Annotated in this window: 21 protein-coding genes and 2 pseudogenes; 5 read left to right on the forward strand and 18 right to left on the reverse strand. The window is 67.3% G+C overall.

Annotated features, from left to right (window positions below; genetic code table 11):
- Window positions 1–37: 37 nt before the first annotated feature.
- The 16 genes and pseudogenes from PKO50_RS12535 to ccoN (PKO50_RS12610) all read right to left on the reverse strand — a co-directional run bounded on the left by PKO50_RS12535 (window position 38) and on the right by ccoN (PKO50_RS12610) (window position 15,786).
- Window positions 38–586: an adenine phosphoribosyltransferase gene (locus PKO50_RS12535; RefSeq protein WP_275629889.1), complete on the reverse strand. Its 549-nt coding sequence runs from the start codon at window positions 584–586 to the stop codon at window positions 38–40.
- A gap of 98 nt (window positions 587–684) precedes the next feature.
- Window positions 685–1,419 carry a transcriptional regulator Anr gene (gene anr / locus PKO50_RS12540; protein WP_109931971.1) on the reverse strand — a complete coding sequence of 245 codons (735 nt, stop codon included), beginning with the start codon at window positions 1,417–1,419 and terminating at the stop codon, window positions 685–687.
- Window positions 1,420–1,577: 158 nt separating this feature from the next.
- The gene (gene hemN / locus PKO50_RS12545) at window positions 1,578–2,960 is read right to left on the reverse strand and encodes an oxygen-independent coproporphyrinogen III oxidase (RefSeq protein ID WP_275629890.1); all 1,383 of its coding nucleotides are present in this window, start codon (window positions 2,958–2,960) and stop codon (window positions 1,578–1,580) included.
- A gap of 399 nt (window positions 2,961–3,359) precedes the next feature.
- Window positions 3,360–4,051: pseudogene (locus PKO50_RS12550) on the reverse strand (sulfite exporter TauE/SafE family protein).
- Window positions 4,044–4,271 carry a cbb3-type cytochrome oxidase assembly protein CcoS gene (gene ccoS / locus PKO50_RS12555; protein ID WP_109931977.1) on the reverse strand — a complete coding sequence of 76 codons (228 nt, stop codon included), beginning with the start codon at window positions 4,269–4,271 and terminating at the stop codon, window positions 4,044–4,046. Before ccoS ends, PKO50_RS12550 begins: the two are co-directional and overlap by 8 nt.
- Window positions 4,272–4,301: 30 nt before the next feature.
- Complete coding sequence (locus PKO50_RS12560) at window positions 4,302–6,758, reverse strand: heavy metal translocating P-type ATPase (protein WP_275629891.1); 2,457 nt, start codon at window positions 6,756–6,758, stop codon at window positions 4,302–4,304.
- On the reverse strand, window positions 6,755–7,288 hold the full coding sequence (locus PKO50_RS12565) for a FixH family protein (protein WP_275629892.1): 534 nt from the start codon (window positions 7,286–7,288) through the stop codon (window positions 6,755–6,757). The genes PKO50_RS12560 and PKO50_RS12565 overlap by 4 nt, the downstream gene beginning before the upstream one ends.
- A gap of 144 nt (window positions 7,289–7,432) precedes the next feature.
- Entirely contained in the window at window positions 7,433–8,848 is a 1,416-nt protein-coding gene (gene ccoG, locus PKO50_RS12570) for a cytochrome c oxidase accessory protein CcoG (RefSeq protein ID WP_275629893.1), read from the reverse strand.
- A 217-nt stretch (window positions 8,849–9,065) separates the two neighbouring features.
- Complete coding sequence (ccoP, locus tag PKO50_RS12575; protein WP_109935750.1) at window positions 9,066–10,037, reverse strand: cytochrome-c oxidase, cbb3-type subunit III; 972 nt, start codon at window positions 10,035–10,037, stop codon at window positions 9,066–9,068.
- The gene (locus tag PKO50_RS12580) at window positions 10,034–10,225 is read right to left on the reverse strand and encodes a CcoQ/FixQ family Cbb3-type cytochrome c oxidase assembly chaperone (RefSeq protein ID WP_109935751.1); all 192 of its coding nucleotides are present in this window, start codon (window positions 10,223–10,225) and stop codon (window positions 10,034–10,036) included. Before PKO50_RS12580 ends, ccoP (PKO50_RS12575) begins: the two co-directional genes overlap by 4 nt.
- A gap of 6 nt (window positions 10,226–10,231) precedes the next feature.
- Window positions 10,232–10,840, reverse strand: a complete 609-nt coding sequence (ccoO, locus tag PKO50_RS12585) for a cytochrome-c oxidase, cbb3-type subunit II (protein ID WP_275629894.1) — start codon at window positions 10,838–10,840, stop codon at window positions 10,232–10,234.
- A pseudogene (gene ccoN, locus PKO50_RS12590) lies at window positions 10,840–12,281 on the reverse strand (cytochrome-c oxidase, cbb3-type subunit I). The gene ccoO (PKO50_RS12585) and the pseudogene ccoN (PKO50_RS12590) overlap by 1 nt, the downstream one beginning before the upstream one ends.
- 331 nt (window positions 12,282–12,612) lie before the next feature.
- A complete protein-coding gene (gene ccoP, locus PKO50_RS12595) occupies window positions 12,613–13,542 on the reverse strand; it encodes a cytochrome-c oxidase, cbb3-type subunit III (protein WP_275629895.1) in 930 nt (309 codons plus the stop codon).
- Complete coding sequence (locus PKO50_RS12600) at window positions 13,539–13,730, reverse strand: CcoQ/FixQ family Cbb3-type cytochrome c oxidase assembly chaperone (RefSeq protein ID WP_024128706.1); 192 nt, start codon at window positions 13,728–13,730, stop codon at window positions 13,539–13,541. The genes ccoP (PKO50_RS12595) and PKO50_RS12600 overlap by 4 nt, the downstream gene beginning before the upstream one ends.
- A gap of 5 nt (window positions 13,731–13,735) precedes the next feature.
- Window positions 13,736–14,344, reverse strand: coding sequence for a cytochrome-c oxidase, cbb3-type subunit II (ccoO, locus tag PKO50_RS12605; protein WP_275629896.1), 609 nt, complete (start codon window positions 14,342–14,344; stop codon window positions 13,736–13,738).
- Complete coding sequence (gene ccoN, locus PKO50_RS12610) at window positions 14,344–15,786, reverse strand: cytochrome-c oxidase, cbb3-type subunit I (protein WP_109935753.1); 1,443 nt, start codon at window positions 15,784–15,786, stop codon at window positions 14,344–14,346. Before ccoN (PKO50_RS12610) ends, ccoO (PKO50_RS12605) begins: the two co-directional genes overlap by 1 nt.
- A gap of 114 nt (window positions 15,787–15,900) precedes the next feature.
- On the opposite strand from ccoN (PKO50_RS12610), the gene PKO50_RS12615 reads away from it, so the two are divergent.
- Window positions 15,901–16,599: an alpha/beta family hydrolase gene (locus tag PKO50_RS12615; protein ID WP_346770501.1), complete on the forward strand. Its 699-nt coding sequence runs from the start codon at window positions 15,901–15,903 to the stop codon at window positions 16,597–16,599.
- 6 nt (window positions 16,600–16,605) lie between these two features.
- Here PKO50_RS12615 and PKO50_RS12620 read toward each other — a convergent pair whose 3' ends face one another.
- Entirely contained in the window at window positions 16,606–17,082 is a 477-nt protein-coding gene (locus PKO50_RS12620; RefSeq protein ID WP_109935755.1) for an Lrp/AsnC family transcriptional regulator, read from the reverse strand.
- A 131-nt stretch (window positions 17,083–17,213) separates the two neighbouring features.
- Between PKO50_RS12620 and kynB the strand changes: the two genes are divergently transcribed.
- The 4 genes from kynB (at window position 17,214) to PKO50_RS12640 (ending at window position 21,957) form a co-directional block, all read left to right on the forward strand.
- Window positions 17,214–17,855 (forward strand): arylformamidase, encoded by a 642-nt coding sequence (gene kynB, locus PKO50_RS12625; protein ID WP_109935756.1) that lies wholly within the window; start codon window positions 17,214–17,216, stop codon window positions 17,853–17,855.
- Between the two features lie 8 nt (window positions 17,856–17,863).
- Window positions 17,864–19,114 (forward strand): kynureninase, encoded by a 1,251-nt coding sequence (kynU, locus tag PKO50_RS12630; RefSeq protein ID WP_275629898.1) that lies wholly within the window; start codon window positions 17,864–17,866, stop codon window positions 19,112–19,114.
- Window positions 19,115–19,216: 102 nt separating this feature from the next.
- Entirely contained in the window at window positions 19,217–20,512 is a 1,296-nt protein-coding gene (locus tag PKO50_RS12635) for an OprD family porin (protein WP_256595948.1), read from the forward strand.
- Window positions 20,513–20,547: 35 nt separating this feature from the next.
- Window positions 20,548–21,957, forward strand: a complete 1,410-nt coding sequence (locus tag PKO50_RS12640) for an amino acid permease (RefSeq protein WP_275629899.1) — start codon at window positions 20,548–20,550, stop codon at window positions 21,955–21,957.
- A 427-nt stretch (window positions 21,958–22,384) separates the two neighbouring features.
- On the opposite strand, the gene PKO50_RS12645 is transcribed toward PKO50_RS12640, so the two are convergent.
- Window positions 22,385–23,950 carry a PAS domain-containing methyl-accepting chemotaxis protein gene (locus PKO50_RS12645; RefSeq protein ID WP_275629900.1) on the reverse strand — a complete coding sequence of 522 codons (1,566 nt, stop codon included), beginning with the start codon at window positions 23,948–23,950 and terminating at the stop codon, window positions 22,385–22,387.
- Window positions 23,951–24,156: the final 206 nt, after the last annotated feature.

A 24,156-nucleotide genomic window follows, 5' to 3' on the forward strand; every position in this document is an offset into this window, starting at 1 on the left:
ACGGTTTCGGGGGGGCGCACGGCTGTGGGGAATGGCCTTACTGCTCGTCGAGGGCGAAGGCGGTGAGGCTGTAGGTGGGGATGCCGGCATCGGCCAGCTTGGCCGAGCCGCCGAGTTCCGGCAGGTCGATGATGGAGGCGGCCTCGAGGACCTTAGCGCCCATGCGCCGTACCAGTTGGGCCGCGGCCAGCAGGGTGCCGCCGGTGGCGATCAGGTCGTCGAAGATCAGCACGCTGTCGCCTTCGCACAGGCTGTCGGCATGCACTTCCAGCAGGGCTTCGCCGTACTCGGTCTGGTAGGCCTGGGCCAGCACGTCGGTCGGCAGCTTGCCCTGCTTGCGGAACAGCACCAGCGGCTTGTTCAGTTCGTAGGCGATGATCGAGCCGATCAGGAAGCCGCGCGCGTCCATGGCGCCGATGTGGCTGAAATCCGCTTCGACGTAGCGCTGGATAAAGCTGTCGGCGACGAAGCGCAGCGCGCGCGGCGACTGGAACAGCGGGGTGATGTCGCGGAACACCACGCCCGCCTTGGGGAAGTCGGGGACCGCGCGGATCACGGATTTCAGGTCGAGCTGGTTGAGGATCATGCTGGCAGGGCACCTGGTGACTGCTTTCGAAGCCCCAAAGTATAACGGGCCCGCCACAAGGCGAGCCCGTTTTACGCGATGACCGGAGGGTCGTGCCTTCAGCTTTCCATCTGGCCGCCGGCGAGGGCGCACAGCTCGATGGAGTCGATGATGCGCACTTCCTTGCCTTCGGCGGCGATCAGGCCGTTCTGCTGGAAGCGGGTGAACACCCGCGACACGGTTTCCACCGCCAGGCCCAGGTAGTTGCCGATCTCGTTGCGCGACATCGCCAGGCGGAACTGCTGGGCGGAGAAGCCGCGGGCGCGGAAGCGCGCCGAGAGGTTGACCAGGAAGGTGGCGATGCGCTCGTCTGCGGTCTTCTTCGACAGCAGCATCATCATCTGCTGGTCGTCGCGGATTTCCCGGCTCATCACCCGCATCAGCTGGCGGCGCAGCTGCGGCAGTTGCTCGGACAGCTCGTCCAGGCGCTCGAAGGGGATCTCGCACACCGAGGTGGTTTCCAGGGCCTGGGCCGACACCGGGTAGGCCTCGGTGTCCATGCCGGACAGGCCGACCAGCTCGCTGGGCAGGTGGAAGCCGGTGATCTGCTCCTCGCCGCCGTCGGTGATGCTGAAGGTCTTCAGCGCACCGGAGCGCACCGCGAACACCGAACCGAAGGCGTCGCCCTGGCGGAACAGGAACTCGCCCTTCTTCAGTGGCCGGCCGCGCTTGACGATTTCGTCGAGGGCGTCCATGTCGTCGTTGTTCAGCGACAGGGGCAGACACAGGGGCGCCAGGCTGCAGTCCTTGCAATGCGCTTGGGGCAGGGCGCGCACCTTGATGGTTTCGGCCATGGGGAATCCTTGGGTGGAAAGGCACAAGAACCGCAAGGGTAACGCACCCGAGGGGGCGGCTGCCAGCATACCGGGGGGATTTCGGAATTTTCCGGTGTTTATTCCGAAACCTTATGTAAAAAAGGCCAGATTCGTACTTATTCGCTAGGTTGTTTCCTTCAGATAACCCGCGAGAACCGCTGCAGGTTCTGGTGCGGCAGGTAGTGGTCGAAGAGCATGCACAGGCTGCGCACCAGCAGCCGGCCGGCGGCGGTGACGTCGATGCCGCGGGGGTTCAGTTCGATGAGGCCGTCACGGGCGAAGCGCTCCAGCTCGTTCCAGATGTCGGCGAAGTAGCCGTGGAATTCGATGTTGAAGCGTTCCTCGATGTCCTCGAAGTCCAGCTGGAAGTGGCAGATCAGCTGCTGGATCACTGCGCGCCGCACGCGGTCGTCGGCGCTGCAGTAGAGGCCGCGGCGGGTGGCCAACTGGCCGTTGTCCAGGCAGTTCTGGTAGGTGTTGATGTCGGTGCTGTTCTGGCAGTAGAGGTCGCCGATCTGGCTGATCGCCGACACGCCCAGGCCCACCAGGTCGCAATGGCCGTGGGTGGTGTAGCCCTGGAAGTTGCGCTGCAGGGTGCCGTCCTCCTGGGCGCTGGCCAGTTCGTCGTCGGGCAGGGCGAAGTGGTCCATGCCGATGTAGCGGTAGCCGGCGGCGCTGAGCTGTTCGATGGTGCGCTGGAGCATGTCCAGTTTCTGCGCGGGGGAGGGCAGGTCCTGGGCGTTGATGCGCCGCTGCGGCATGAAGCGCTCGGGCAGGTGCGCGTAGTTGAACACCGAGAGGCGGTTGGGCTGCAGGCCGATGACCTGCTCGACGGTGCGGGCGAAGCTGTCGGGGTTCTGCTTGGGCAGGCCGTAGATCAGGTCGATGTTGATCGAGCGGTACTGCAGGGTGCGCGCCGCGTCCATGATGGCGCGGGTCTCGTCGAAGCTCTGCAGGCGGTTCACCGCCTGCTGCACTTCCAGGTCGAAGTCCTGCACGCCGACGCTGACGCGATTGAAGCCCAGCTCGCGGAGCAGGCCCATGGTGGACCAGTCGGCCTCGCGCGGGTCGATCTCGATGCCGTAGTCGCCGGAGTCGTCTTCCACCAGGTTCAGGTGCTCGCGCAGCTGGCCCATGAGTTCGCGCAACTGGCCGGGGCTGAGGAAGGTGGGGGTGCCGCCGCCGAAGTGCAGCTGTTCCACGCACTGGTCCTTGCCCAGGTGGCGGCTGACGATCTCGATCTCGTGGATCAGCCGCGCGAGATAGGGCGCGCTGCGCCCACGGTCCTTGGTGATGACCTTGTTGCAGGCGCAGTAGTAGCAGATGTTGGCGCAGAACGGGATGTGCACGTACAGCGACAGCGGCCGGTCGGCCTTCTGGCTGTTGCGCAGGGCATGCAGCATGTCGAAGGGGCCCACGCCTTCGTGGAACTGCACGGCGGTGGGATAGGAGGTATAGCGCGGGCCGGACAGATCGTAGCGACGGATCAGATCTGTGTCCCAGCGGATATCGTCGAGCATGCCGCAGTCCCCGAATCAGGCGAGCTTTTCGGCGCAGTCTAGGGAGACTGTGGGAAAAGCCTCTTGACCTGCATCAAGCGGTCGCAGGGGGTACCTCGTTGGAGGGGGGGCTTGCAGTGGTGTTGGGGTTGGCTCTGGAGTTGGGGTGGAGTCCGTTGCCCTCTCCCCAGCCCTCGGCTGCGCGCCCCGCCCTGAAGGGAGAGGGGGCTTGTCCGTGCCGAGAACAGGCAGGCCTCAGCCGGAAACCACTGTGCCTGCCGGCTGACTCGGGAATACCCACGCGCTCCGAACGGTCCCCTCTCCCTTCAGGGAGAGGGTTAGGGAGAGGGAGCTCTTCGGGCCAGGCACCAGGCTGAAGCCTGTTCGCGAGCAAGCTCGCTCCTACGAAAAGCGGGGGCTTCAGTGCATCGCATGGCCCATCAGCCAGGCCTGGTGCGGGCCGGGCAGCGTCCACAGGCCGAAGAGGATCACCAGCAGGCCGCCGGCCATGCGCACGCTGCGTTTGCGCAGCAGCGCCGTGATCCGCTCGGCGGCGAGCCCGGTGGCCAGCAGCACCGGCCAGGTGCCCAGGCCGAAGGCGAGCATCAGCAGCGCGCTCTCCAGCGCCGAGCCCTGGCTGCTGGTCCATAGCAGGGTGCTGTAGACCAGGCCGCAGGGCAGCCAGCCCCAGAGCGCGCCGAGCAGCAGCGCGCGCGGCACGCTGGCCACCGGCAGCAGGCGGCTGGCGAAGGGCTGGATGTACTTCCACAGGCCGCGGCCCAGGGCTTCGATGCGTGTCAGGCCGCTCCACCAGCCGGCCAGGTACAGGCCCATGGCGATGAGCAGCAGGCCGGCGACCACGCGCAGCGCCGAGGCGAAGGGCGTGCTGGCGATCGCCCAGCCGGCCAGGCCCAGCAGCAGGCCGGCGGCGGCGTAGCTGAGGATGCGCCCGAGGTTGTAGGCCAGCAGCAGCTGCAGGCGGCGCCCGCGCTGCTCGGGGGAATGGCCAGGGTCAGCGCGCCCATCAGGCCGCCGCACATGCCCAGGCAGTGGCCGCCGCCGAGCAGGCCGAGGATCAGCGCGGACGCCAGCATGGGCGCCAGGTCAAGCATCGCGCGAATCCTTGTCCCGGGCTTCGCCCTGCGCGTCCCTGGTGCCTTCGGCCTCGTCGATGCCGGCCTGGTGCCTGGGGTCCTCGTCGTCGAACAGGATGCTGTGGGCCGGACCGTCCATGTCGTCGTACTGGCCGCTGTTCACCGCCCAGAAAAAGATCCAGACGGCGATGGCGACGATGATCAGCGCCACCGGGATCATCACGTAGAGAGCGGGCATATCGACTCCGTTGAAAAGGCCTGCGCCGCCTCAGTGGGCGGCGAGCGGGGCGGCCAGGGGCTGTGCCTCGGCGGCCGCCGGCAGGCCGCGCACGCGGGTCAGGCGCAGGGCGTTGAGCACCACGGTCAGCGAGCTGACCGACATGCCGATGGCCGCCCAGGCCGGGGTGATCCAGCCGAGGGCGGCGAAGGGCAGCATCAGCCCATTGTACAACCCCGCCCAGGCCAGGTTCTCGATGATCACCCGGCGCGTGCGGCGGGCCAGGGAGAAGGCCTGCACCAGGCTGTCCAGGCGGTTGGACAGCAGCACCGCGTCGGCGCTGGTCTTGGCCAGGTCGGTGGCGCTGCCCATGGCCACGCTGATGTCGGCGGCGGCCAGCACCGGCACGTCGTTGACGCCATCGCCCAGCATCAGCACGTGGCGGCCTTCGCCGTGCAACTGCTTGAGGATCGCCAGCTTGTCGTCCGGGCGCAGGCCGCCGTGGACTTCGTCGATGCCCAGTTCGGCGGCCACGCTCTGCACCATCGGCGAGCTGTCGCCGGACAGCAGCAGGGTGCGCCAGCCGCGCTCGCGGCAGGCCTGCAGCAGGGCCGGGGCGTCGTCGCGCAGGCGGTCGTCGAGCACCAGCCAGGCCAGCGGGCCATGTTCGTCGCCCAGCAGCAGCCACTGGCCGTGCTCGCGGGGCATGGCCGGTTCCGGCAGGCCGCTCAGGGCGCAGACGAAGGCCGCCTGGCCGATGCGCAGGCGCTGGCCGTCGACCACGCCTTCCAGGCCCAGGCCGGGGTGGCTCTCCACCGCCTCGGCGGGCTGCGGGGCGCGGCCGAAGGCGCGGGCGATGGGGTGTTCGGAGCGGTTTTCCAGGGCCGCGGCCAGGGCCAGGCAGCGCTCGCCGTCCAGCGCCCCCAGGGGCTGGATGGCGCGCAGGGTCAGGCGGCCTTCGGTGAGGGTGCCGGTCTTGTCGAAGATCACCGTGTCGATGCGTTTCAGGCCTTCCAGCACATGGCCGCGGGTGAGCAGCAGGCCGAGCTTGTGCAGGCTGCCGGTGGCCGCGGTGAGGGCGGTGGGCGTGGCCAGGGAGAGGGCGCAGGGGCAGGTGGCGACCAGCATGGCCAGCACCACCCAGAAGGCCCGCGAGGCGTCGTGCTGCCACCAGAACAGGCCGACCACCACGGCCAGCACCAGCAGTACCAGCAGGAACCATTGCGCGGCGCTGTCGGCGACCTGCGCCAGGCGCGGCTTGTCGGCCTGGGCGCGTTCCAGCAGGCGGACGATGGCCGACAGCCGGCTGTCGTCGCCCAGGGCCTGTACCTGCAGGGTCAGCGGGCCCTCGACGTTGAGGGTGCCGCCGGTGACGCTGTCACCGGCCTGGCGCGGCTGCGGCAGGTATTCGCCGGTGAGCAGGGATTCGTCGACGCTGGACTGCCCGGCGAGGATCAGGCCGTCGGCCGGCAGCACCGCGCCCGGCGGCACCAGCACCCGGTCGCCGACGCGCAGCTCGCTGAGCAGGATGCGCTGGCCGTTGCCGGCCTCGTCCAGGCGCAGGCAGGAGGCCGGCAGCAGGTTCACCAACTGCGCGGTGGCTGCCGCCGTGCGCTCGCGGGCGCGGCGTTCGAGGTAGCGGCCGGCGAGCAGGAACAGGGCGAACATGCCCACCGCGTCGAAGTACAGGTCGCCCTTGCCGGTGATGGCTGTCCAGATGCCGGCCAGGTAGGCGCCGCCGATGGCCAGGGACACCGAGACGTCCATGGTCAGGTGGCGCGTGCGCAGGTCGCGCAGGGCGCCGCGGAAGAACGGCTGGCAGGAGTAGAAGACGATGGGCGTGGTGAGGAACATCGCCACCCAGCGCAGGATTTCATGCATCTCGGCGCTGAGGTCGATGTTGAATTCCGGCCAGGTGGCCATGGTCGCCATCATCGCCTGGAACCACAGCAGGCCGGCCACGCCGAGCTGGCGCAGGGCGCGGCGGTTCTCTTCGGCGAGCTGTTCGGCGGCCTTGTCCGGGTGGTAGGGGTGGGCGGCGTAACCGATCTTGCGCAGCTCGGCGAGCAGGGCGCTGAGCGGCAGCTGGCTGTCGGCCCAGCGTACGTGCAGGCGGTGGTTGGACAGGTTGAGCCCGGCCTCGGCCACCGCCGGCAGGCGCCGCAGGTGCTTCTCGATCAGCCAGCCGCAGGCGGCGCAGCTGATGCCTTCGAGGATCAGGGTGGTCTCGGCCAGCTCGCCCTGGTGCTGGACGAAGGGCTGCTGCACGTCCGGGCGGTCGAGCAGGGCCAGTTCGTCGTTCAGCTGGGCCGGCAGCGCCTCGGGGTTGGTGGCCGTCTCGGTGCGGTGCCGGTAGTAGCCTTCCAGGCCGCCGGCGACGATGGCCTCGGCCACCGCCTGGCAGCCGGGGCAGCAGAATTCGCGGGTCTCGCCGAGGACCCGGGCGGTGAAGCGGCTGCCGGGCGGAACCGGCAGCGCGCAGTGGTAGCAGGGCAGGGGGGCGCTCATGGGCGCTGGACTTCATCCCCCTTGAGGGGTTCGTCGCCGAGGAGGATCTCGCCGTCGGCAACCAGCTTCTCTTCCTCGAACAGGCGCCAGGCGTGGCCGTCCTGTTCGCCGAGCAGCTCGACGAAGCGGCGCCCTTCGACGGCGCTGTCCAGGCGGCCGGTGTAGCGGCCCGGCTCGTTGGCCGGCAGCAGGTTGACGTGGCGGTCCTGGGATTCCAGGGTGGGGGAGATCAGGTTGAGGGTCAGCTGCGCCGGCTGGCTATTGCCTTTCAGGCGCACCTCGACCTCGCCGGTGAGCTTGTCCAGGCGTACCTGGGCCTGCATGTGCAGTTGCTGGGCCAGGTGTTCGCGGTCCAGCGAGCGGTTGATGCCCTTGCCGGCCTCGTAGTAGTTGTCGTTGACCAGGGTGTCCTGGTTCTCCACGGCGATGCGCACCATCGTCAGGCTGAGGAACACCGAGGTGGCGAGCATGCCGATGATGATCCAGGGCCAGAGGTGCTTGTACCAGGGTTGTACGGGCGCCGACTGCATGGGTTTTTCTCTCTCGTGGTCCGCGGGGCGGAAGCGGCCTGCCCGAGGGGTGGGCGGCTCGCCGGGGTGGGGCGGATTCTACGTGCTCCGGGCGCCGCTGGCATCCCGCCGCGGGGGCGGGATGCGTTGCGGTTCAGCCGGGGTTCAGCGTACGACCGGGCCGATGAAGCGGCTGTCGGCTTCCTTGCTGATGGACGGATCGTCCACCGACTGGATGGTGAAGGTGATCTTGTTGGTGCTGGACGGCAGCTTGTCCGGGTCCACCGCCAGTTCCACCGGCATGGCGAGGATGTCGCCGGCGGCCACCTGGACTTCCTTGCGGCCTTCCAGGGTCAGACCGTCCAGGCCCTTGGCGCCGAGCACGTAGGTGTGGTCGCGCTGGTCCTTGTTCATGATCTTCAGGCTGTAGACGTTCTCGATCCGGCCTTCGGCGTTCTCGCGGTAGAGCACGCGGTCCTTGCTGACGTCGAAGCCCACCAGCGGGCGGATCACCACGGCGGTCGCCAGCAGGCTCATCATCACGCACAGGGCGATGGCGTAGCCGATCAGGCGCGGGCGCACCAGGTGCGTCTTCTGCCCGGACAGGTTGTGCTCGGTGGTGTAGCTGATCAGCCCGCGCGGGTAGTTCATCTTGTCCATGATGCTGTCGCAGGCGTCGATGCAGGCGGCGCAGCCGATGCATTCGATCTGCAGGCCGTCGCGGATGTCGATGCCGGTGGGGCAGACCTGCACGCACATGGTGCAGTCGATGCAGTCGCCCAGGCCCTGGGCCTTGTAGTCCAGGGTCTTCTTGCGCGGGCCGCGCTTCTCGCCGCGGCGCGGGTCGTAGGAGACGATCAGGGTGTCCTTGTCGAACATCACGCTCTGGAAGCGCGCGTAGGGGCACATGTAGATGCACACCTGCTCGCGCAGCCAGCCGGCGTTGCCGTAGGTGGCCAGGGTGAAGAAGCCCACCCAGAAGTAGGCCCAGCCGTCGGCCTCGCCGGTGACCAGGTCGGCCAGCAGCTCGCGCATGGGGGCGAAGTAGCCGACGAAGGTCAGGCCGGTGACCAGGCCGATCAGCAGCCACAACGAGTGCTTGGCGGCCTTGCGCAGCAGCTTGTTGGCGCTCATCGGCGCCTTGTCCAGCTTCATGCGCTGGTTGCGGTCGCCTTCGGTGACCTTCTCGCACCACATGAAGATCCAGGTCCACACGCTCTGCGGGCAGGTGTAGCCGCACCACACGCGGCCGGCGAACACCGTGATGAAGAACAGCCCGAAGGCGCAGATGATCAGCAGGCCGGAGAGGAGGATGAAGTCCTGCGGCCAGAAGGTGGCGCCGAAGATGTAGAACTTGCGCTCGGGCAAGTCCCACCACACCGCCTGCCGACCGTTCCAGGTCAGCCACACGGTGCCGAAGTAGAGAAGGAACAGGAAAGCGCCGCCGACACGGCGCAGGTTGCGGAAGAACCCGGTGAAGGCCCGGGTGTAGATCTTCTCGCGGGAGGCATAGAGGTCGACGTTCTCTCCACCCTTCTTCGCGGGCGGTGTGACGTCTTGCACGGGAATCTGTTTGCTCATCAGTGCGTACCACGGCAGTGGGAGGGTGCCCCGTCGATACATGCCGAAAGGGTCAGGATATGGCTGCACGCCTAAACATGATACGACTTGGCTCTGCGTGCAACGGTGCGACCGTTGGTCGCGTCGGAAACGTCCTAAATTTTTTCGTCCCCCCGAAATAGAGCGGCGCCGGTGGTAGCCGGCGCCGCTGGGTGTTGCGAGGGGAGGGCGGAAGCGCTTATTCGCTCTTCTGCGCATCACCCTGGGACAGGCTGTACACGTAGGCGGCCAGCAGGTGCACCTGGTCGCCGCCGAGGCGCTCCTGCTGGGCCGGCATCTGGCCCTGGCGGCCGTAGCGGATGGTCTGCTGCAGCTGGGAGAAGCTCGAGCCGTAGATGAACGCGGCCGGGTGGGTCAGGTTGGGCGCGCCCATGGCGGCGGTGCCCTTGCCTTCGGGGCCGTGGCAGGCGACGCAGGTGGTGGCGAAGATCTTCTGGCCGTTGGCGACCTGTTCGTCGGTCACGCCTTCGGGCAGCTTGCGGCCGTCCAGCTTGCTGGTGACGAAGGCGGCCACGTCATGCACGCCCTGGTCGCCCAGTACCTCGCCCCAGGCCGGCATGGCGGCGTGGCGGCCACCCTTGATGGTGGTCTCGATGTCCGCGGTGCTGCCGCCCCAGCGCCAGTCCTGGTCGGTCAGGTTGGGGAAGCCGTAGGCGCCCTTGGCGTCGGAGCCGTGGCAGACCGAGCAGTTGGAGGCGAACAGGCGGCCGCCCATCTTCAGCGCCAGCGGGTCCTTGGCCACCTCTTCGATGGGCATGGCGGCGAATTTGGCGAAGATCGGCCCATATTTCTCGTCGGCCTTGGCCATTTCCTTCTCCCACTGGTGCACGCCGGTCCAACCCGGCTGGCCATTGGCGAAGGGCTTGCCGTCGCTGACTTCCTGGTAGCCCGGCAGCAGGCCTTTCCAGTTGCCCAGGCCCGGGTACAGGACCAGGTAGCCGAGGGCGAAGATGAAGGTGGCGACGAACAGCATGAACCACCACTTCGGCAGCGGGTTGTCGTACTCCTCGATGCCGTCGAAGGAGTGGCCGACGGTCTCGTCGGTGGCTTCGCTGCGCTGGCCGCGGCGGGTGGCGAACAGCAGCCAGGCCAGGGCGAAGATGGTGCCCAGGGTAAGTACGGTGACGTACAGACTCCAGAAGGTTGTCATTCTTTGTTGCTCCTAGAAGCTTGCTCTTGCTCGACGTGCTTCATGGCTGCCGGGTCGTCCGCGAAGGGCAGCAGGGCGTCCTGGTCGAAGCGCTGCTTGCGCTTGCCGCTATAGGCCCAGAGCAGTACGCCGACGAAGGCCACCATCACCACGACGGTGCCGAGGCCGCGAATCGTCCCGATATCCATCTGCTGTCACCGTTTGCTCTTGATGATGGTACCCAGGCCCTGCAGGTAGGCCACCAGGGCGTCCATCTCGGTCTTGCCCTTGACGGCATCGCGAGCACCGGCGACGTCTTCGTCGGTGTAGGGCACGCCGAGGGTGCGCATGGCCTGCATCTTGGTCTCGATGTCCTTGCCGTCGAGCTTGTTCTCGACCAGCCAGGGGTAGGCGGGCATCTTCGATTCCGGCACTACGTTGCGCGGGTTGTACAGGTGCGCGCGGTGCCAGTCGTCGGAGTAGCGGCCGCCGACGCGGGCCAGGTCCGGGCCGGTACGCTTGGAGCCCCACAGGAAGGGGTGGTCCCAGACGCTCTCGCCGGCCACGGAGTAGTGGCCGTAGCGCTCGGTCTCGGCGCGGAACGGGCGGATCATCTGCGAGTGGCAGCCGACGCAGCCTTCGCGGATATAGATGTCACGGCCTTCGAGCTCCAGCGCGGTGCGCGGCTTCATGCCTTCCACCGGCTTGTTGGTCACGTCCTGGAAGAACAGCGGGACGATCTGCGTCAGGCCGCCGATGCTGACGGCGATGACCATGAAGAAGGCCAGCAGGCCGATGTTCTTCTCGACTGCTTCGTGCTTCATCAATGAGCTCCTACAGCGGGAATACGGGCCGCGGCGTCGACTTCAGCCGCGTTGTAGCCGCGCACGGTACGGAAGGTGTTGTAGGCCATCAGCAGCATGCCGAAGGCGAAGAAGAAGCCGCCCAGCGCACGGACCATGAAGCCCGGGTGGCTGGCCTGCAGCGCTTCCACGAAGGAGTAGGTGAGGGTGCCGTCGGTGTTCACCGCGCGCCACATCAGGCCCTGGGTGATGCCGTTGACCCACATCGAGGCGATGTAGAGCACGGTGCCGATGGTGGCGAGCCAGAAGTGCGCGTTGATCAGGCCGGTGCTGTGCATCTGCTCGCGGCCGAAGACCTTCGGGATCATGTGGTACAGCGAGCCGATGGAGATCATCGCTACCCAGCCCAGGGCGCCGGCGTGCACGTGGCCGATGGTCCAGTCGGTGTAGTGGGACAGCGAGTTGACGGTCTTGATGGCCATCATCGGGCCTTCGAAGGTGGACATGCCGTAGAAGGCCAGGGACACCACCAGGAAGCGCAGGATGGGGTCGGTGCGCAGCTTATGCCAGGCGCCGGAGAGGGTCATCATGCCGTTGATCATGCCGCCCCAGGAGGGCGCCAGGAGGATCAGCGACATCACCATGCCCAGGGACTGCGCCCAGTCCGGCAGGGCGGTGTAGTGCAAGTGGTGCGGGCCGGCCCAGATGTACAGGGTGATCAGCGCCCAGAAGTGGACGATGGACAGGCGGTAGGAGTAGACCGGGCGCTCGGCCTGCTTGGGCACGAAGTAGTACATCATGCCGAGGAAGCCGGTGGTCAGGAAGAAGCCCACGGCGTTGTGGCCGTACCACCACTGGACCATGGCGTCGGTGGCGCCGGCATAGATGGAGTAGGACTTGAACCAGCCGACCGGGATCTCCAGGTTGTTGACGATGTGCAGCATCGCGGTAACCAGGATGAAGCCGCCGTAGAACCAGTTGCCCACGTAGATGTGCTTGGTCTGGCGCTTGACGATGGTGCCGAAGAACACCACGGCGTAGGTGACCCAGACGATGGCGATCAGGATGTCGATCGGCCATTCCAGCTCGGCGTACTCCTTGGAGGAGGTGTAGCCCAGCGGCAGGGTGATGCCGGCCAGCACGATCACCAGTTGCCAGCCCCAGAAGGTGAAGGCGGCCAGGCTATCGGAAATCAGGCGGGTCTGACAGGTGCGTTGCACCACGTAGTAGGAGGTTGCGAACAGAGCACAGCCGCCGAAGGCGAAGATCACCAGGTTGGTGTGCAGCGGGCGAAGTCGCCCGAAACTGGTCCACGGCAGCCCGAAGTTCAGCTCGGGCCATACCAACTGTGAGGCGATGAAAACACCCATCCCCATTCCTAGTATCCCCAGACCACCGTCATGATGGCGAACTGGCGGATTACCTTATAGTTATAAGCAGTCGGACTGATTGCTGTGCTCATTCTAAGGTTCCACGGTTTTTTTGCTATTTAGGGACAAAAAACGGCGGCAAGTATGTAGAAAGCCAGTAGGCAATGCAACGCGCCGGAATAGGCTCCGGAGCCGCTGCGCATGCCGCTTTGAGGGCATTTCTGCCAATGTTTTTCAGGCTCTCTGCCGGCGTTGAAACCCTGATAAGCGTAGGGTTTCCCCGAATTACCGGCGACTCACGGATGGAATGAGCTTAGTCTTGATCTAGAGCAGTGTGAAGGAATGGCGCGCGCCAGGTGCGACACTTGGTCGCGTAACTGCGCGGAAGTTGCTCGCGCCCGGGCGGGCGCGAGCGGCAGGGGGTCAGTTGGCGTTCTCCGGGCGGGAAATGTTGTAGATGTACGCGGCCAGGACGTGGACCTTGTCCTTGCCCAGGTAGGCTTCCTGGGCCGGCATCTGGCCCTGGCGGCCATGGCGGATGGTCTGCTGCAGCTGGGCGAAGCCCGAGCCGTAGATGAACGCACCCGGGTGGGTCAGGTCCGGCGCGCCCAGGGCGGCGGTGCCCTTGCCTTCGGGGCCGTGGCAGGCGATGCAGGTGGTGGCGAAGAGTTTCTCGCCATTGGCCACCTGGGCATCGGTCACGCCTTCGGGCAGCTTGCGGCCGTCCAGCTTGGTGGTGACGAATGCAGCCACGTCATGCACGCCCTGGTCGCCCAGCACCTCGCCCCAGGCCGGCATCACCGCGTGGCGGCCGCCCAGGATGGTGGTCTGGATGGTCTGCGCGTCGCCACCCCAGCGCCAGTCCTGGTCGGTCAGGTTGGGGAAGCCCATGGCGCCCTTGGCGTCGGAGCCGTGGCAGATCGAGCAGTAGGTGGCGAACAGGCGCTCGCCGGTCTTCAGCGCCGCCGGGTCCTTGGCCACTTCCTCGATGGACATGGCCGAGTACTTGGCGAAGATCGGCGCATATTTCTCGTCGGCCATGGCCTGCTCGCGTTCCAGCTGCTTCACCTGGGTCCAGCCGTCGGTGTAGCCCGGCAGGATGCCCTTCCAGTTGCCCAGGCCCGGGTACAGGGCCAGGTAGCCGACGGCGAAGACGATGGTGCCCACGAACAGCAGGAACCACCAGCGCGGCAGCGGGTTGTCGTATTCCTCGATACCGTCGAAGGAGTGCCCCATGGTCTGGTCGGTGGCGCCCTTGGTCTCGCCGCTGCGGGTGGCGAAGACCAGCCATAGCAGGGCGATCAGCGATCCGACGGTCAGTACGGTGATGTACAGACTCCAGAAGGTAGTCATGCTTTGTTGCTCCCAGAAGCTTGTTCATGCTCGGCGTGGCGCAGAGCCTGCGGGTCGTCGGCGAAGGGCAGCAGGGCGTCGGCGTCGAAGCGCTGCTTGCGCTTGCCGCTGTAGGCCCAGAGGGTGACGCCGATGAAGGCGAGCATCACCACGACGGTGCCGAGGCCGCGGATGGTTCCGATGTCCATGGCCATCACCGCTTGTTCTTGATCGCTGTGCCCAGGCCCTGCAGGTAGGCCACCAGGGCGTCCATCTCGCTCTTGCCCTGGACGCTGTCGCGGGCGCCGGCGATGTCCTCGTCGGTGTAGGGCACGCCGAGGGTGCGCATGGCCTTCAGCTTGCCCTCGATGTCCTTGCCGTCGAGCTTGTTCTCGACCAGCCAGGGGTAGGCGGGCATCTTCGATTCCGGCACCACGTTGCGCGGGTTGTACAGGTGCGCGCGGTGCCAGTCGTCGGAGTAGCGGCCGCCGACGCGGGCCAGGTCCGGGCCGGTACGCTTGGAGCCCCACAGGAAGGGGTGGTCCCAGACGCTCTCGCCAGCCACGGAGTAGTGGCCGTAGCGCTCGGTCTCGGCGCGGAACGGGCGGATCATCTGCGAGTGGCAGCCGACGCAGCCTTCGCGGATGTAGATGTCGCGCCCTTCCAGTTGCAGGGCGGTGTAGGGCTTCATGCCTTCCACCGGGGTGTTGGTGACGTCCTGGAAGAACAGCGGGACGATCTGCGTCAGGCCGCCGATGCTCACGGCCACGGCCATGCACAGGGCCAGCAGGCCGACGTTTTTCTCGAGTACTTCGTGTTTCATCAGTGGGCTCCTACGACGGCGGGAATCCGGGCGGCCGCTTCAGCGTCCTCCGCCTTGGAGGAGGCAATGGTGCGCCAGGTGTTGTAGGCCATGATCAGCATGCCGCTGAGGAACACGGCGCCACCGATCATGCGCACCACGAAGCCGGGGTGGCCGGCGGCGAGCGCTTCGACGAAGGAGTAGGTGAGGGTGCCGTCGGCGTTGACCGCACGCCACATCAGGCCCTGGGTGATGCCGTTGACCCACATCGAGGCGATGTAGAGCACGGTGCCGATGGTGGCCAGCCAGAAGTGCGCGTTGATCAGGCCCACGCTGTGCATCTGCTCGCGGCCGAAGACCTTCGGGATCATGTGGTACAGCGAGCCGATGGAGACCATGGCGACCCAGCCCAGGGCGCCGGCGTGCACGTGGCCGATGGTCCAGTCGGTGTAGTGGGAGAGGGCGTTGACGGTCTTGATGGCCATCATCGGGCCTTCGAAGGTGGACATGCCGTAGAAGGCCAGGGATACCACCAGGAAGCGCAGGATGGGGTCGCTGCGCAGCTTATGCCAGGCGCCCGAGAGGGTCATCATGCCGTTGATCATGCCGCCCCAGGACGGCGCCAGGAGGATCAGCGACATCACCATGCCCAGGGACTGCGCCCAGTCCGGCAGGGCGGTGTAGTGCAGGTGGTGCGGGCCGGCCCAGATGTACACGGCGATCAGTGCCCAGAAGTGCACGATCGACAGGCGATAGGAGTAGACCGGGCGTTCGGCCTGCTTGGGCACGAAGTAGTACATCATCCCCAGGAAGCCGGCGGTCAGGAAGAAGCCCACGGCGTTGTGGCCGTACCACCACTGGACCATGGCGTCGGTGGCGCCGGAGTAGATGGAGTACGACTTCATGAAGCCGACCGGCAGCTCCAGGTTGTTGACCACGTGCAGCAGCGCCACGGTCAGGATGAAGCCGCCGAAGAACCAGTTGCCCACGTAGATGTGCTTGGTCTTGCGCTTCACCAGGGTGCCGAAGAACACCACGGCGTAGGCGACCCAGACGATGGTGATGAGGATGTCGATCGGCCATTCCAGCTCGGCGTACTCCTTGGAGGAGGTGTAGCCCAGCGGCAGGCTGATGGCGGCCAGCAGGATCACCAGCTGCCAGCCCCAGAAGGTGAAGGAGGCCAGGGTGTCGGAGAACAGGCGGGTCTGGCAGGTACGCTGCACCGCATAGTAGCTGGTGGCGAACAGGGCGCAGCCACCGAAGGCGAAGATCACGGCATTGGTGTGCAGCGGGCGCAGGCGTCCGAAGCTCGTCCACGGCAAGCCGAGGTTGAGTTCCGGCCACACCAGCTGGGCGGCGATGACGACGCCGACCAGCATGCCGACGATTCCCCAGATCACCGTCATCACGGCGAACTGGCGGACCACCTTGTAGTTATAAGCGGTCTGATTGGTTGTGCTCATGGTATATGGGCTTCCATCCACGGTTATGGGCTAGCCCATCCCGGCGGGTTCCTTACGGCGAACGCCGCCCCTCCCCAGGGACAGGTACTAATTACGCAACTAGCGGAGCGAAGAATGGATAAACCCCGGAAACGGAATATTGATTCCGATCAATCGGCCTCCGAGGCGGTGCCAATACGTGACTGTGGCGCTTTGTCGCTGCTGTGGAACCGACCCGTCGGCGCGCTGTCGGCGACCCTCGTCCTGGCCCATGGCGCCGGCGCGCCCATGGACAGCCCGTTCATGGACGAGATCGCCCGGCGCCTGGCCGCCCGCGGCGTGGCGGTGGCGCGTTTCGAGTTCCCCTACATGGCCGCCCGCCGCGAGGACGGCCGCCGGCGCCCGCCGAACCCGCAGAAGCAGCTGCTGGAGTGCTGGCGCCAGGTATTCGCCGAAGTACGCGGGCAGGTGCAGGGGCCGCTGGCCATCGGCGGCAAGTCCATGGGCGGGCGCATGGCCAGCCTGCTGGCCGACGAACTCGGCGCCGACGTCCTGGTGTGCCTGGGCTACCCCTTCTACGCCGCGGGCAAGCCGGAGAAGCCGCGGGTGGCGCACCTGGCCGAGCTGCGCACGCCGACGCTGATCGTCCAGGGCGAACGCGACGCCCTGGGCGACCGCGCGCACGTGGCGCAGTACCTGCTGTCGCCGGCGATCCGCGTCCAGTGGCTGGCGGCGGCGGACCATGACCTGAAGCCGCTGAAGGCCTCGGGTTTGAGCCATGAGCAGCATCTGGACAGCACCGCCGACGCGGTGGCCGCCTTCCTCGCCCGTTGAACCGGCCTAGCGGCGTGCGGCCAGCAGGTCGAGCACGCCGCCGCCTTCCTTGATGGTCTGCAGGATGATTTCCGAGCGGATGTCGGTCACGCCGTTGGCGCGGTTCAGGCGATTGACGATGAAGTCGGAGAACTGCTTCAGGCTGCGCGCCTGCACCCGCAGCACGTAGTTGCTGTGCCCGGTGACGATATAGGCGCCGACCACCTCGGGCCAGCCTTGCACCCGCTCGACGAAGCGCTCGTGCCAGTCCGCCTCGTCCTGGCGCATGGACACATGCACCAGCGCCTCCAGCTCGATGCCCAGCCGCTCGGCGTCCAGCACCGGGCGATAGCCGCAGACGATGCCTTCCTCCTCCAGATTGCGCAGGCGCCGCAGGCAGGCCGACGGCGACAGCGCGACCTTCTCCGCCAGCTCCTGGTTGCTGATGCGGCCGTTGTGCTGCAGGCAGAGCAGGATGCGCAAGTCGGTGCTGTCGAGAGTCATCTGCAGGATCTTCTATGAAAGGCTTTGTTGGAGAAATTATCTGCGAATGAGCGGCGCATTCGCGACGAAGATAGCACGAAACTGCACGGGGCGTTGCAGCATCATCCTCCCACCTGCCGAGGAGACCGAGCATGCCCGACGACCGCACCCTGTGGGACATCAGCCCGCCGCTGGACACCAGCACCCCGACCTGGCCGGGCGACACGCCCTTCCAGGAGGAGCGCTGCTGGCGGATCGATGAGCAGTGCCCGGTCAACGTCGGGCGCATCACCCTGTCGCCGCACACCGGGGCGCACGCCGACGCCCCCTTGCACTACGACGCCGACGGCGCCGCCATAGGCGCGGTGGACCTGGCGCCCTACCTCGGCCCCTGCCGGGTGATCCACTGCCTGGATGCGCTGCCTTGCGTGCTCCCCGGGCACCTGCTCGGCCACCTGGCCGGGGTGCCGCCGCGGGTGCTGATCCGCACCTGGCGCAAGGCGCCGCTGGACGCCTGGCCGGAGCGCTTCGCCGCCGTCGATCCGGCCTGCATCGAGCTGCTCGCCGCCCATGGCGTGCGCCTGGTGGGGACCGACACCCCGTCGCTCGACCCGCAGGACAGCAAGCGCCTCGACGCGCACCGCGCCGTCGCCCGCCAGCGCATGGCCATCCTCGAAGGCCTGTTGCTCGACGAGGTGCCGCCCGGCGACTACGAGCTGATCGCCCTCCCGCTCAAGTTCACCCATCTCGATGCCAGCCCGGTGCGCGCCGTGCTGCGTCGTCTTTCGCACTAGGAACCGACATGACAACAAGAGAAGACTGCCTGGCCCTCGATGCCCGCGACCCCCTGGCCGCGCTGCGTGACGACTTCGCGCTGCCCGAAGGGGTGATCTACCTGGACGGCAACTCCCTCGGCGCCCGTCCCAGGGCGGCGCTGGAGCGCGCCCGCCAGGTGCTGGCGCAAGAGTGGGGCGAAGGCCTCATCGGTAGCTGGAACGGCGCCGGCTGGCGCGCCCTGCCGGAGCGCCTGGGCAACCAGCTGGCGCGCCTGATCGGTGCCGGCGAAGACGAGGTGGTGGTCACCGACACCACCTCGATCAACCTGTTCAAGGTGCTGGTGGCGGCCCTGCGCGTGCAGGCGGGCCGCGATCCCGCGCGCAAGGTGATCGTCACCGAGCGCAGCAACTTCCCCACCGACATCTACATGGTCGAGGGCCTGGCCGACATGCTCCGCCAGGGTTACCAGCTGCGCCTGGTGGATCGTCCGGAGGACGTGCCGGCTGCCGTCGGCGCCGATACCGCGGTGCTGCTGCTCACCCAGGTGAACTACAAGACCGGCCACCTGCACGACATGGCCGCGCTCACCGCGCTGGCCCATGAATGCGGCGCGCTGACCATCTGGGACCTGTGCCATTCGGTCGGCGCCGTGCCGGTCGACCTCACGGCGGCCGGTGCCGACTACGCCATCGGCTGCACCTACAAGTACCTCAACGGCGGCCCCGGTTCCCCGGCATTCGTCTGGGTGTCGCCGGCGCTGCGCGAGCAGGTCTGGCAACCGCTGTCCGGCTGGTGGGGCCATGCCCGCCAGTTCGGCATGGAACCGGCCTACGCGCCGGCGCCGGGCATCGGCCGCTACCTCTGCGGGACCCAGCCGATCACCTCCATGGCCCTGGTCGAATGCGGCCTGGACAGCTTCGCCAAGACCGACATGCAGGCCCTGCGCGCGAAGTCGCTGGCCCTGACCGACCTCTTCATCGAACGCGTCCAGGCCCGCTGCGCGGCCCACCCGCTGACCCTGGTGACGCCACTGGAGCACGCCCGCCGCGGCAGCCACGTCAGCTTCGAGCATCCCGAGGGCTACGCGGTGGTGCAGGCGCTGATCGACCGCGGGGTCATCGGCGACTACCGCGAGCCGCGGATCATGCGCTTCGGCTTCACCCCGCTGTACACCCGCTACAGCGATGTTTGGGACGCCGCGGAAATCCTCGGCGACGTGCTCGACAGCGGCGCCTGGCGCGCAGAGCGCTTCATGACCCGCAAGCAGGTGACCTGATCCGGCCCGCCAGGGCCTTCCCCGGGCGCCGGCTGGCGCCCGCCTTGACTGACAAGTACAACAAAAAGGTCGATCCCCTCCATGAAGCTGCATCCCTTGCCGATGTGTCCCTTGCTCGCGCTCGTCGCGCTGAGCGCGCCGGTGCTGGCGGACGAAGCCGACGGCGGATTCCTCGCCGGCAGCCAGCTGCTGCTGACCCAGCGCAACTTCTTCTTCCATCGCAACCTGCTGAACAACCCGGGCGGGCAGAACTATCGCCAGGAATGGGCCCACGGGATGATGCTGGACTACCGCTCCGGCTATACCCCGGGCACCGTCGGCGTCGGCGTGGACGCCTATGCCAACCTGGGCCTCAAGCTCGATAGCAGCCGCGCCCGCACGGGCACCGACCTGCTGCCGGTGGACTCCCGGGGCGAGCCGGAAGACGAGTATTCCGAAGCCGGCGCCGCGGTGAAGCTGCGGGTCTCCCGCAGCGAGCTGAAATATGGCAGCCAGGCACCGATGAACCCGGTGTTCGGCACCGGCAACGCGCGCCTGTTCACCCCGATGGCCATCGGCGTTTCGCTCAGCAGCCGCGAGCTGGACGGCCTGCTGTTCGACGCCGGGCACTTCACCGCCGGCAACGACGGCAACTCCAGCAACGCCGACGGCGCGCTCAAGGCGCTCTACGCCCAGGTGGAAACCCGCGCGGTCGACTATGCGGGCCTGGCCTGGACGCCGCGTGAAGGCACCCGCCTGTCCGCCTACAGCTCGCGCTTCGACGACATCTGGCGGCAGTACTACGCCAGCGCCGGCCAGCGCCTGGAGCTGGGCGACGGCCGAGCGCTGAACCTCGACTTCAACCTCTACCGCACCCTCGACGACGGCCGCCGGCTGGCCGGCGACATCGACAACACCACCTGGTCCGCCGCCGTGCGCTACAGCCAGGGCGCCCAGGCGCTGACCCTGGCCCACCAGCGCGTGCACGGCGACGAACCCTTCGACTACCTGGGCTTCGACCGCCAGAGCGGCACCTCGATCTACCTCGCCAACTCGGTGCAGGTGCTGGACTTCAACGGCCCCAACGAACGCTCCTGGCAACTGCGCTACGACCTCGACCTGGCCGGCTTCGGCGTACCCGGGCTGACCTTCATGAGCCGCTACGTCAGCGGCGACCACATCGACGACAGCCATTACCAGGGCGGCCCCAACGGCGCCTACGGACGCTATGGCGACGACGGCAGGCGCTGGGAGCGCGATATCGAGCTGGGCTACGTGGTGCAGTCCGGCGCGGCGAAGGACCTGTCGATCCGCGTGCGCCAGGCCAGCGTGCGCTCCAGCGCTCAGGTGGCCCGCGCCGACACCGCCGACAACGACGAAGTGCGGGTGATCGTCGAATACCCGCTGCAACTGCTCTGACGCCCGCCATAACGACAAGACCCCAGAGGCACAAGATGAACGACAAGACTGGATTCGCCGCCATCGCGGCACGCGAGCAGGGGCTCAAGCGCCAGCTCACCTCGGCGCAGATGAGCATGATCGCCATTGGCGGCGCCATCGGCACCGGGCTCTTCATGGGCAGCAGCTTCGCCATCGGCTTCGCCGGCCCCGGCGTGCTGCTCAGCTACGCCATAGGCGCGCTGATCGCGCTGTTGCTGATGGGCTGCCTGGCGGAGATGACCGTGGCCCATCCCACCTCCGGCTCCTTCGGCGCCTACGCCGAGTTCTACGTCGGCCCGCTGGCCGGCTTCCTGGTGCGTTACGCCTACTGGGCGGCCATCGTCCTGGCGGTGGGCACCGAGGTCACCGCCATCGCCCTGTACATGAAGTACTGGTTCCCCGGCGTGGCCAGCTGGGTGTGGATCCTGCTGTTCTCCTCGGCGCTGATCCTGACCAACGCCATCAGCGTCAAGGCCTTCGGCCACTTCGAGTACGCCTTCTCGGCGATCAAGATCAGCGCCATCCTCGCCTTCATCCTGCTCGGCGCCTGGCTGGTGTTCGGCGGCACGCACCCGGAGTACGGCTTCCATCACTACGTCGCGCACGGCGGCTTCCTGCCCCACGGGCTGTCCGGCATGTGGGTCGCGGTGATCATCGCCATCTTCAGCTACCTGAGCATCGAGATGATCGCGGTGGCCGCCGGCGAGGCCGAACAGCCCGAGCGCGCGGTGAAGCAGGCCTTCCGCGTGACCATGGTGCGCCTGCTGGTGTTCTACATCCTGACCCTGGCGCTGATCCTCGCCATGCTGCCCTGGGACCGGTCGGGGCAGGGCGCCGAGAGCCCCTTCGTCAGCGTCATGCAGCAGGTCGGGATTCCCGGCGCCACCGGGCTGATCAACTTCGTCATCCTGGTGGCGGCGCTGTCGGCGATGAACAGCCAGCTCTACACCACCACGCGGATGATGTTCAGCCTCTCGCGCGCCGGCTACGCGCCCCGCGCCATGGGCCGGCTGAGCGGCGCCGGGGTGCCGCTGAACGCGCTGGCGCTGTCCTGCACCGGCATCGCCCTGGCGACCCTGGTCAACGTGGCGTTTCCCGAGCAGTCGTTCATGCTGATGATGGCCATCTCGATCTTCGGCGCGCTCTTCGCCTGGATGATGATCTTCTTCACCCACTACCGCTTCCGCCGCTACCACCAGGCGCGCGGCGCCCTGCAGCTGTCCTTCCGCATGTGGGGGTTCCCCTGGGCGACGCTGCTGGGGCTGGGGCTCATGCTGGCGATCCTGCTGACCACCGCCTTCGTCGATGCCTTCCGCATGACCCTGGTCTTCGGCATCCCGTTCCTGGCGCTGCTGACGGCCGCCTACTGCCTGTTCGTACGCAAGGCCGCGGCGGTGGCGGCGGACCCGGCGCAGTCGCTGTAACGCAAGGCACCTCGGCTAGGTTCGGCTTCGGAGCTGCGTTGGCGTCCGTAACCCTCTCCCCAGCCCTCTCCCGCAAGCGGGAGAGGGAGCTTGTCCGTGCCGAGAGAAGGAATGCTTTCACCGGAAACCGTCGAGGCTGTCGGCTAACTGCATAACCTCCTGTTCTGCCCAACGGTCCCCTCTCCCTTCAGGGAGAGGGTTAGGGAGAGGGAGCGGAGTCAAGCCATGCACCGAAACCGCCGGGAGCGTAGGGCGAATAACCGTTCGCGGTTATCCGCCGCCTGACCTTGGTCACCAGGCACTGCGGCCCCGAGCCCGAAGCCCCGTTCAAGGGCGCTCCGAACCGACCACGAAGCGGGCAACGGACGAAGGAACGGCGTACAACCGCGAACGCTTGTACGCCCGACGCCCGGACGAGCCCCGGTGCTCAGCGGTTGAACCGCTCCACCAGCGAATACTGGCTCTGCGCCGTGCCGGTCAGCTCCTCGCTCAACTGCGCGGTGCGCTGGGCCTCGTCGGAGGTCTGGTCGGCGAGCTGGGCGATGGTGGCGATGTTGCGGTTGATCTCCTCGGCCACCGCGCTCTGTTCCTCGGCCGCCGCGGCGATCTGGTTGGCCATGTCGGCGATGTTGGCCACCGAGTCGCTGATGCCGGACAGCGCCTGGTCGGCCTCCAGCACCCGCTCGACGCCTTCGTCGGCCTGGCGGCGGCCGACCTCCATGGCGCTCACCGCGCCTTCGGCGGTGGTCTGCAGCTTGGCGATCAGGCCGTGGATCTGCTCGGTGGACTCGGCTGTGCGCTGGGCCAGCGAGCGCACCTCGTCGGCCACCACGGCGAAGCCGCGGCCCATCTCGCCGGCGCGGGCGGCCTCGATGGCGGCGTTGAGCGCCAGCAGGTTGGTCTGGTCGGCGATGCCCTTGATCACGTCGACCACGCCGCCGATCTCGTTGCTGTCCTGGGCCAGCTGGCTCACCGCAAGGCCGGTCTCGCCCACCGAGGCGGACAGGCGCTGGATGGCTGCGCGGGTCTCGCTGGCCACGCTGCGCCCGCGGCGCGTCAGCTCGTTGGCCTGGCGGGTGGCGTCGGCGGTGCGCTGCACGTTGTTCGCCACTTCCTGGGTGGTGGCGGCCATCTGGTTGACCGCCGTGGCCACCTGCTCGGTCTCCACGCGCTGGCGTTCCAGGCCGGAGGAGCTGTGGTGGGCCAGGGTATCGGCCTGGCGGGCCTGGGCGGTGAGCTGCTCGGCGGTGTCCTGCAGGCGCGTCAGGCAGGTCTTCAGCCGCGCTTCCTGGCTGAGGATGGACATCTCCAGGCGCGCCTGGGCGCCGCGGCTGTCGGTGTACATCTGTGCGATCAGCGGGTCCGAGGTGGTCTGCTCGGCCAGGCGCAGCAGGCGCTTGAGGCCGCGCTGCTGCCAGCCCAGGCCGGCCAGGCCGAGGGGGATGGCGAGCAGGGCGGCGAGGGCGAAGCCCCAGTGCGAATCGAGCCAGACGCCGATGAGGAAGGCCACCTGGCTGATCAGGATGAACGGCAGCCAGTCCAGCAGCACCGGCAGCCACAGGTCGCGGCGCGGGATCGCCGGCTTGCCGGCGTTGATCCGCTGGTACAGGGCCTGGGCGCGCTCGACCTGCTCGGCGCTGGGGCGCACGCGCACCGACTCGTAGCCGACGATCTCGTTGCGCTCGAAGATGGGCGTGACGTAGGCGCTGACCCAGTAGTGGTCGCCGTTCTTGCAGCGGTTCTTGACGATGCCCATCCACGGCTTGCCGTTCTTCAGCGTGGCCCACATGTGGGCGAACACCGCGGGCGGCACGTCCGGATGGCGCACCAGGTTGTGCGGCGAGCCCACCAGCTCGTCCCGGGCGAAGCCGCTGATGTCGACGAAGGCGTCGTTGGCATAGGTGATCACGCCACGGCTGTTGGTGGTGGAGATCAGGCGTTGTTCCGCTGGGTAGGTGCGTTCACGCTGGGTGACGGGCTGGTTGTTGCGCATTCAGGGCGAGGTCCACGAAAAAGGCATGTGACGGTTTTGTTATCGGCCGGGATCAACGAAAGTTGAAGCCTTGTTCGATATTTGACGTAGGAATATTGACGTGGACGATGGCAAAACGCTACCTGTCACATGGTCGTAGGTAATTTTCCTATGAATTTATAGGTTTTGTCTGTCGGGCAGGGCCTGCTCCCGCAAGGGCGCGGGCA

Source organism: Pseudomonas sp. 273 (assembly GCF_029201425.1).
Taxonomy (GTDB): domain Bacteria; phylum Pseudomonadota; class Gammaproteobacteria; order Pseudomonadales; family Pseudomonadaceae; genus Pseudomonas; species Pseudomonas delhiensis.

Bases quoted from the DNA above. Each gene is read 5' to 3' on its own strand.
- PKO50_RS12535 (WP_275629889.1), bottom strand. From the start codon at position 586: ATGATCCTCAACCAGCTCGACCTGAAATCCGTGATCCGCGCGGTCCCC.
- PKO50_RS12560 (WP_275629891.1), bottom strand. From the start codon at position 6,758: ATGAGCGCCCCCCTGCCCTGCTACCACTGCGCGCTGCCGGTTCCGCCC.
- PKO50_RS12615 (WP_346770501.1), top strand. From the start codon at position 15,901: ATGGATAAACCCCGGAAACGGAATATTGATTCCGATCAATCGGCCTCC.
- hemN (WP_275629890.1), bottom strand. From the start codon at position 2,960: ATGCTCGACGATATCCGCTGGGACACAGATCTGATCCGTCGCTACGAT.
- PKO50_RS12635 (WP_256595948.1), top strand. From the start codon at position 19,217: ATGTGTCCCTTGCTCGCGCTCGTCGCGCTGAGCGCGCCGGTGCTGGCG.
- PKO50_RS12620 (WP_109935755.1), bottom strand. From the start codon at position 17,082: ATGACTCTCGACAGCACCGACTTGCGCATCCTGCTCTGCCTGCAGCAC.
- PKO50_RS12565 (WP_275629892.1), bottom strand. From the start codon at position 7,288: ATGCAGTCGGCGCCCGTACAACCCTGGTACAAGCACCTCTGGCCCTGG.
- PKO50_RS12645 (WP_275629900.1), bottom strand. From the start codon at position 23,950: ATGCGCAACAACCAGCCCGTCACCCAGCGTGAACGCACCTACCCAGCG.
- ccoP (WP_109935750.1), bottom strand. From the start codon at position 10,037: ATGACAACCTTCTGGAGTCTGTACGTCACCGTACTTACCCTGGGCACC.
- ccoP (WP_275629895.1), bottom strand. From the start codon at position 13,542: ATGACTACCTTCTGGAGTCTGTACATCACCGTACTGACCGTCGGATCG.
- kynU (WP_275629898.1), top strand. From the start codon at position 17,864: ATGACAACAAGAGAAGACTGCCTGGCCCTCGATGCCCGCGACCCCCTG.
- ccoO (WP_275629894.1), bottom strand. From the start codon at position 10,840: ATGAAGCACGAAGCAGTCGAGAAGAACATCGGCCTGCTGGCCTTCTTC.
- ccoO (WP_275629896.1), bottom strand. From the start codon at position 14,344: ATGAAACACGAAGTACTCGAGAAAAACGTCGGCCTGCTGGCCCTGTGC.
- kynB (WP_109935756.1), top strand. From the start codon at position 17,214: ATGCCCGACGACCGCACCCTGTGGGACATCAGCCCGCCGCTGGACACC.
- PKO50_RS12640 (WP_275629899.1), top strand. From the start codon at position 20,548: ATGAACGACAAGACTGGATTCGCCGCCATCGCGGCACGCGAGCAGGGG.
- ccoN (WP_109935753.1), bottom strand. From the start codon at position 15,786: ATGAGCACAACCAATCAGACCGCTTATAACTACAAGGTGGTCCGCCAG.
- anr (WP_109931971.1), bottom strand. From the start codon at position 1,419: ATGGCCGAAACCATCAAGGTGCGCGCCCTGCCCCAAGCGCATTGCAAG.
- PKO50_RS12600 (WP_024128706.1), bottom strand. From the start codon at position 13,730: ATGGACATCGGAACCATCCGCGGCCTCGGCACCGTCGTGGTGATGCTC.
- PKO50_RS12580 (WP_109935751.1), bottom strand. From the start codon at position 10,225: ATGGATATCGGGACGATTCGCGGCCTCGGCACCGTCGTGGTGATGGTG.
- ccoS (WP_109931977.1), bottom strand. From the start codon at position 4,271: ATGCCCGCTCTCTACGTGATGATCCCGGTGGCGCTGATCATCGTCGCC.
- ccoG (WP_275629893.1), bottom strand. From the start codon at position 8,848: ATGAGCAAACAGATTCCCGTGCAAGACGTCACACCGCCCGCGAAGAAG.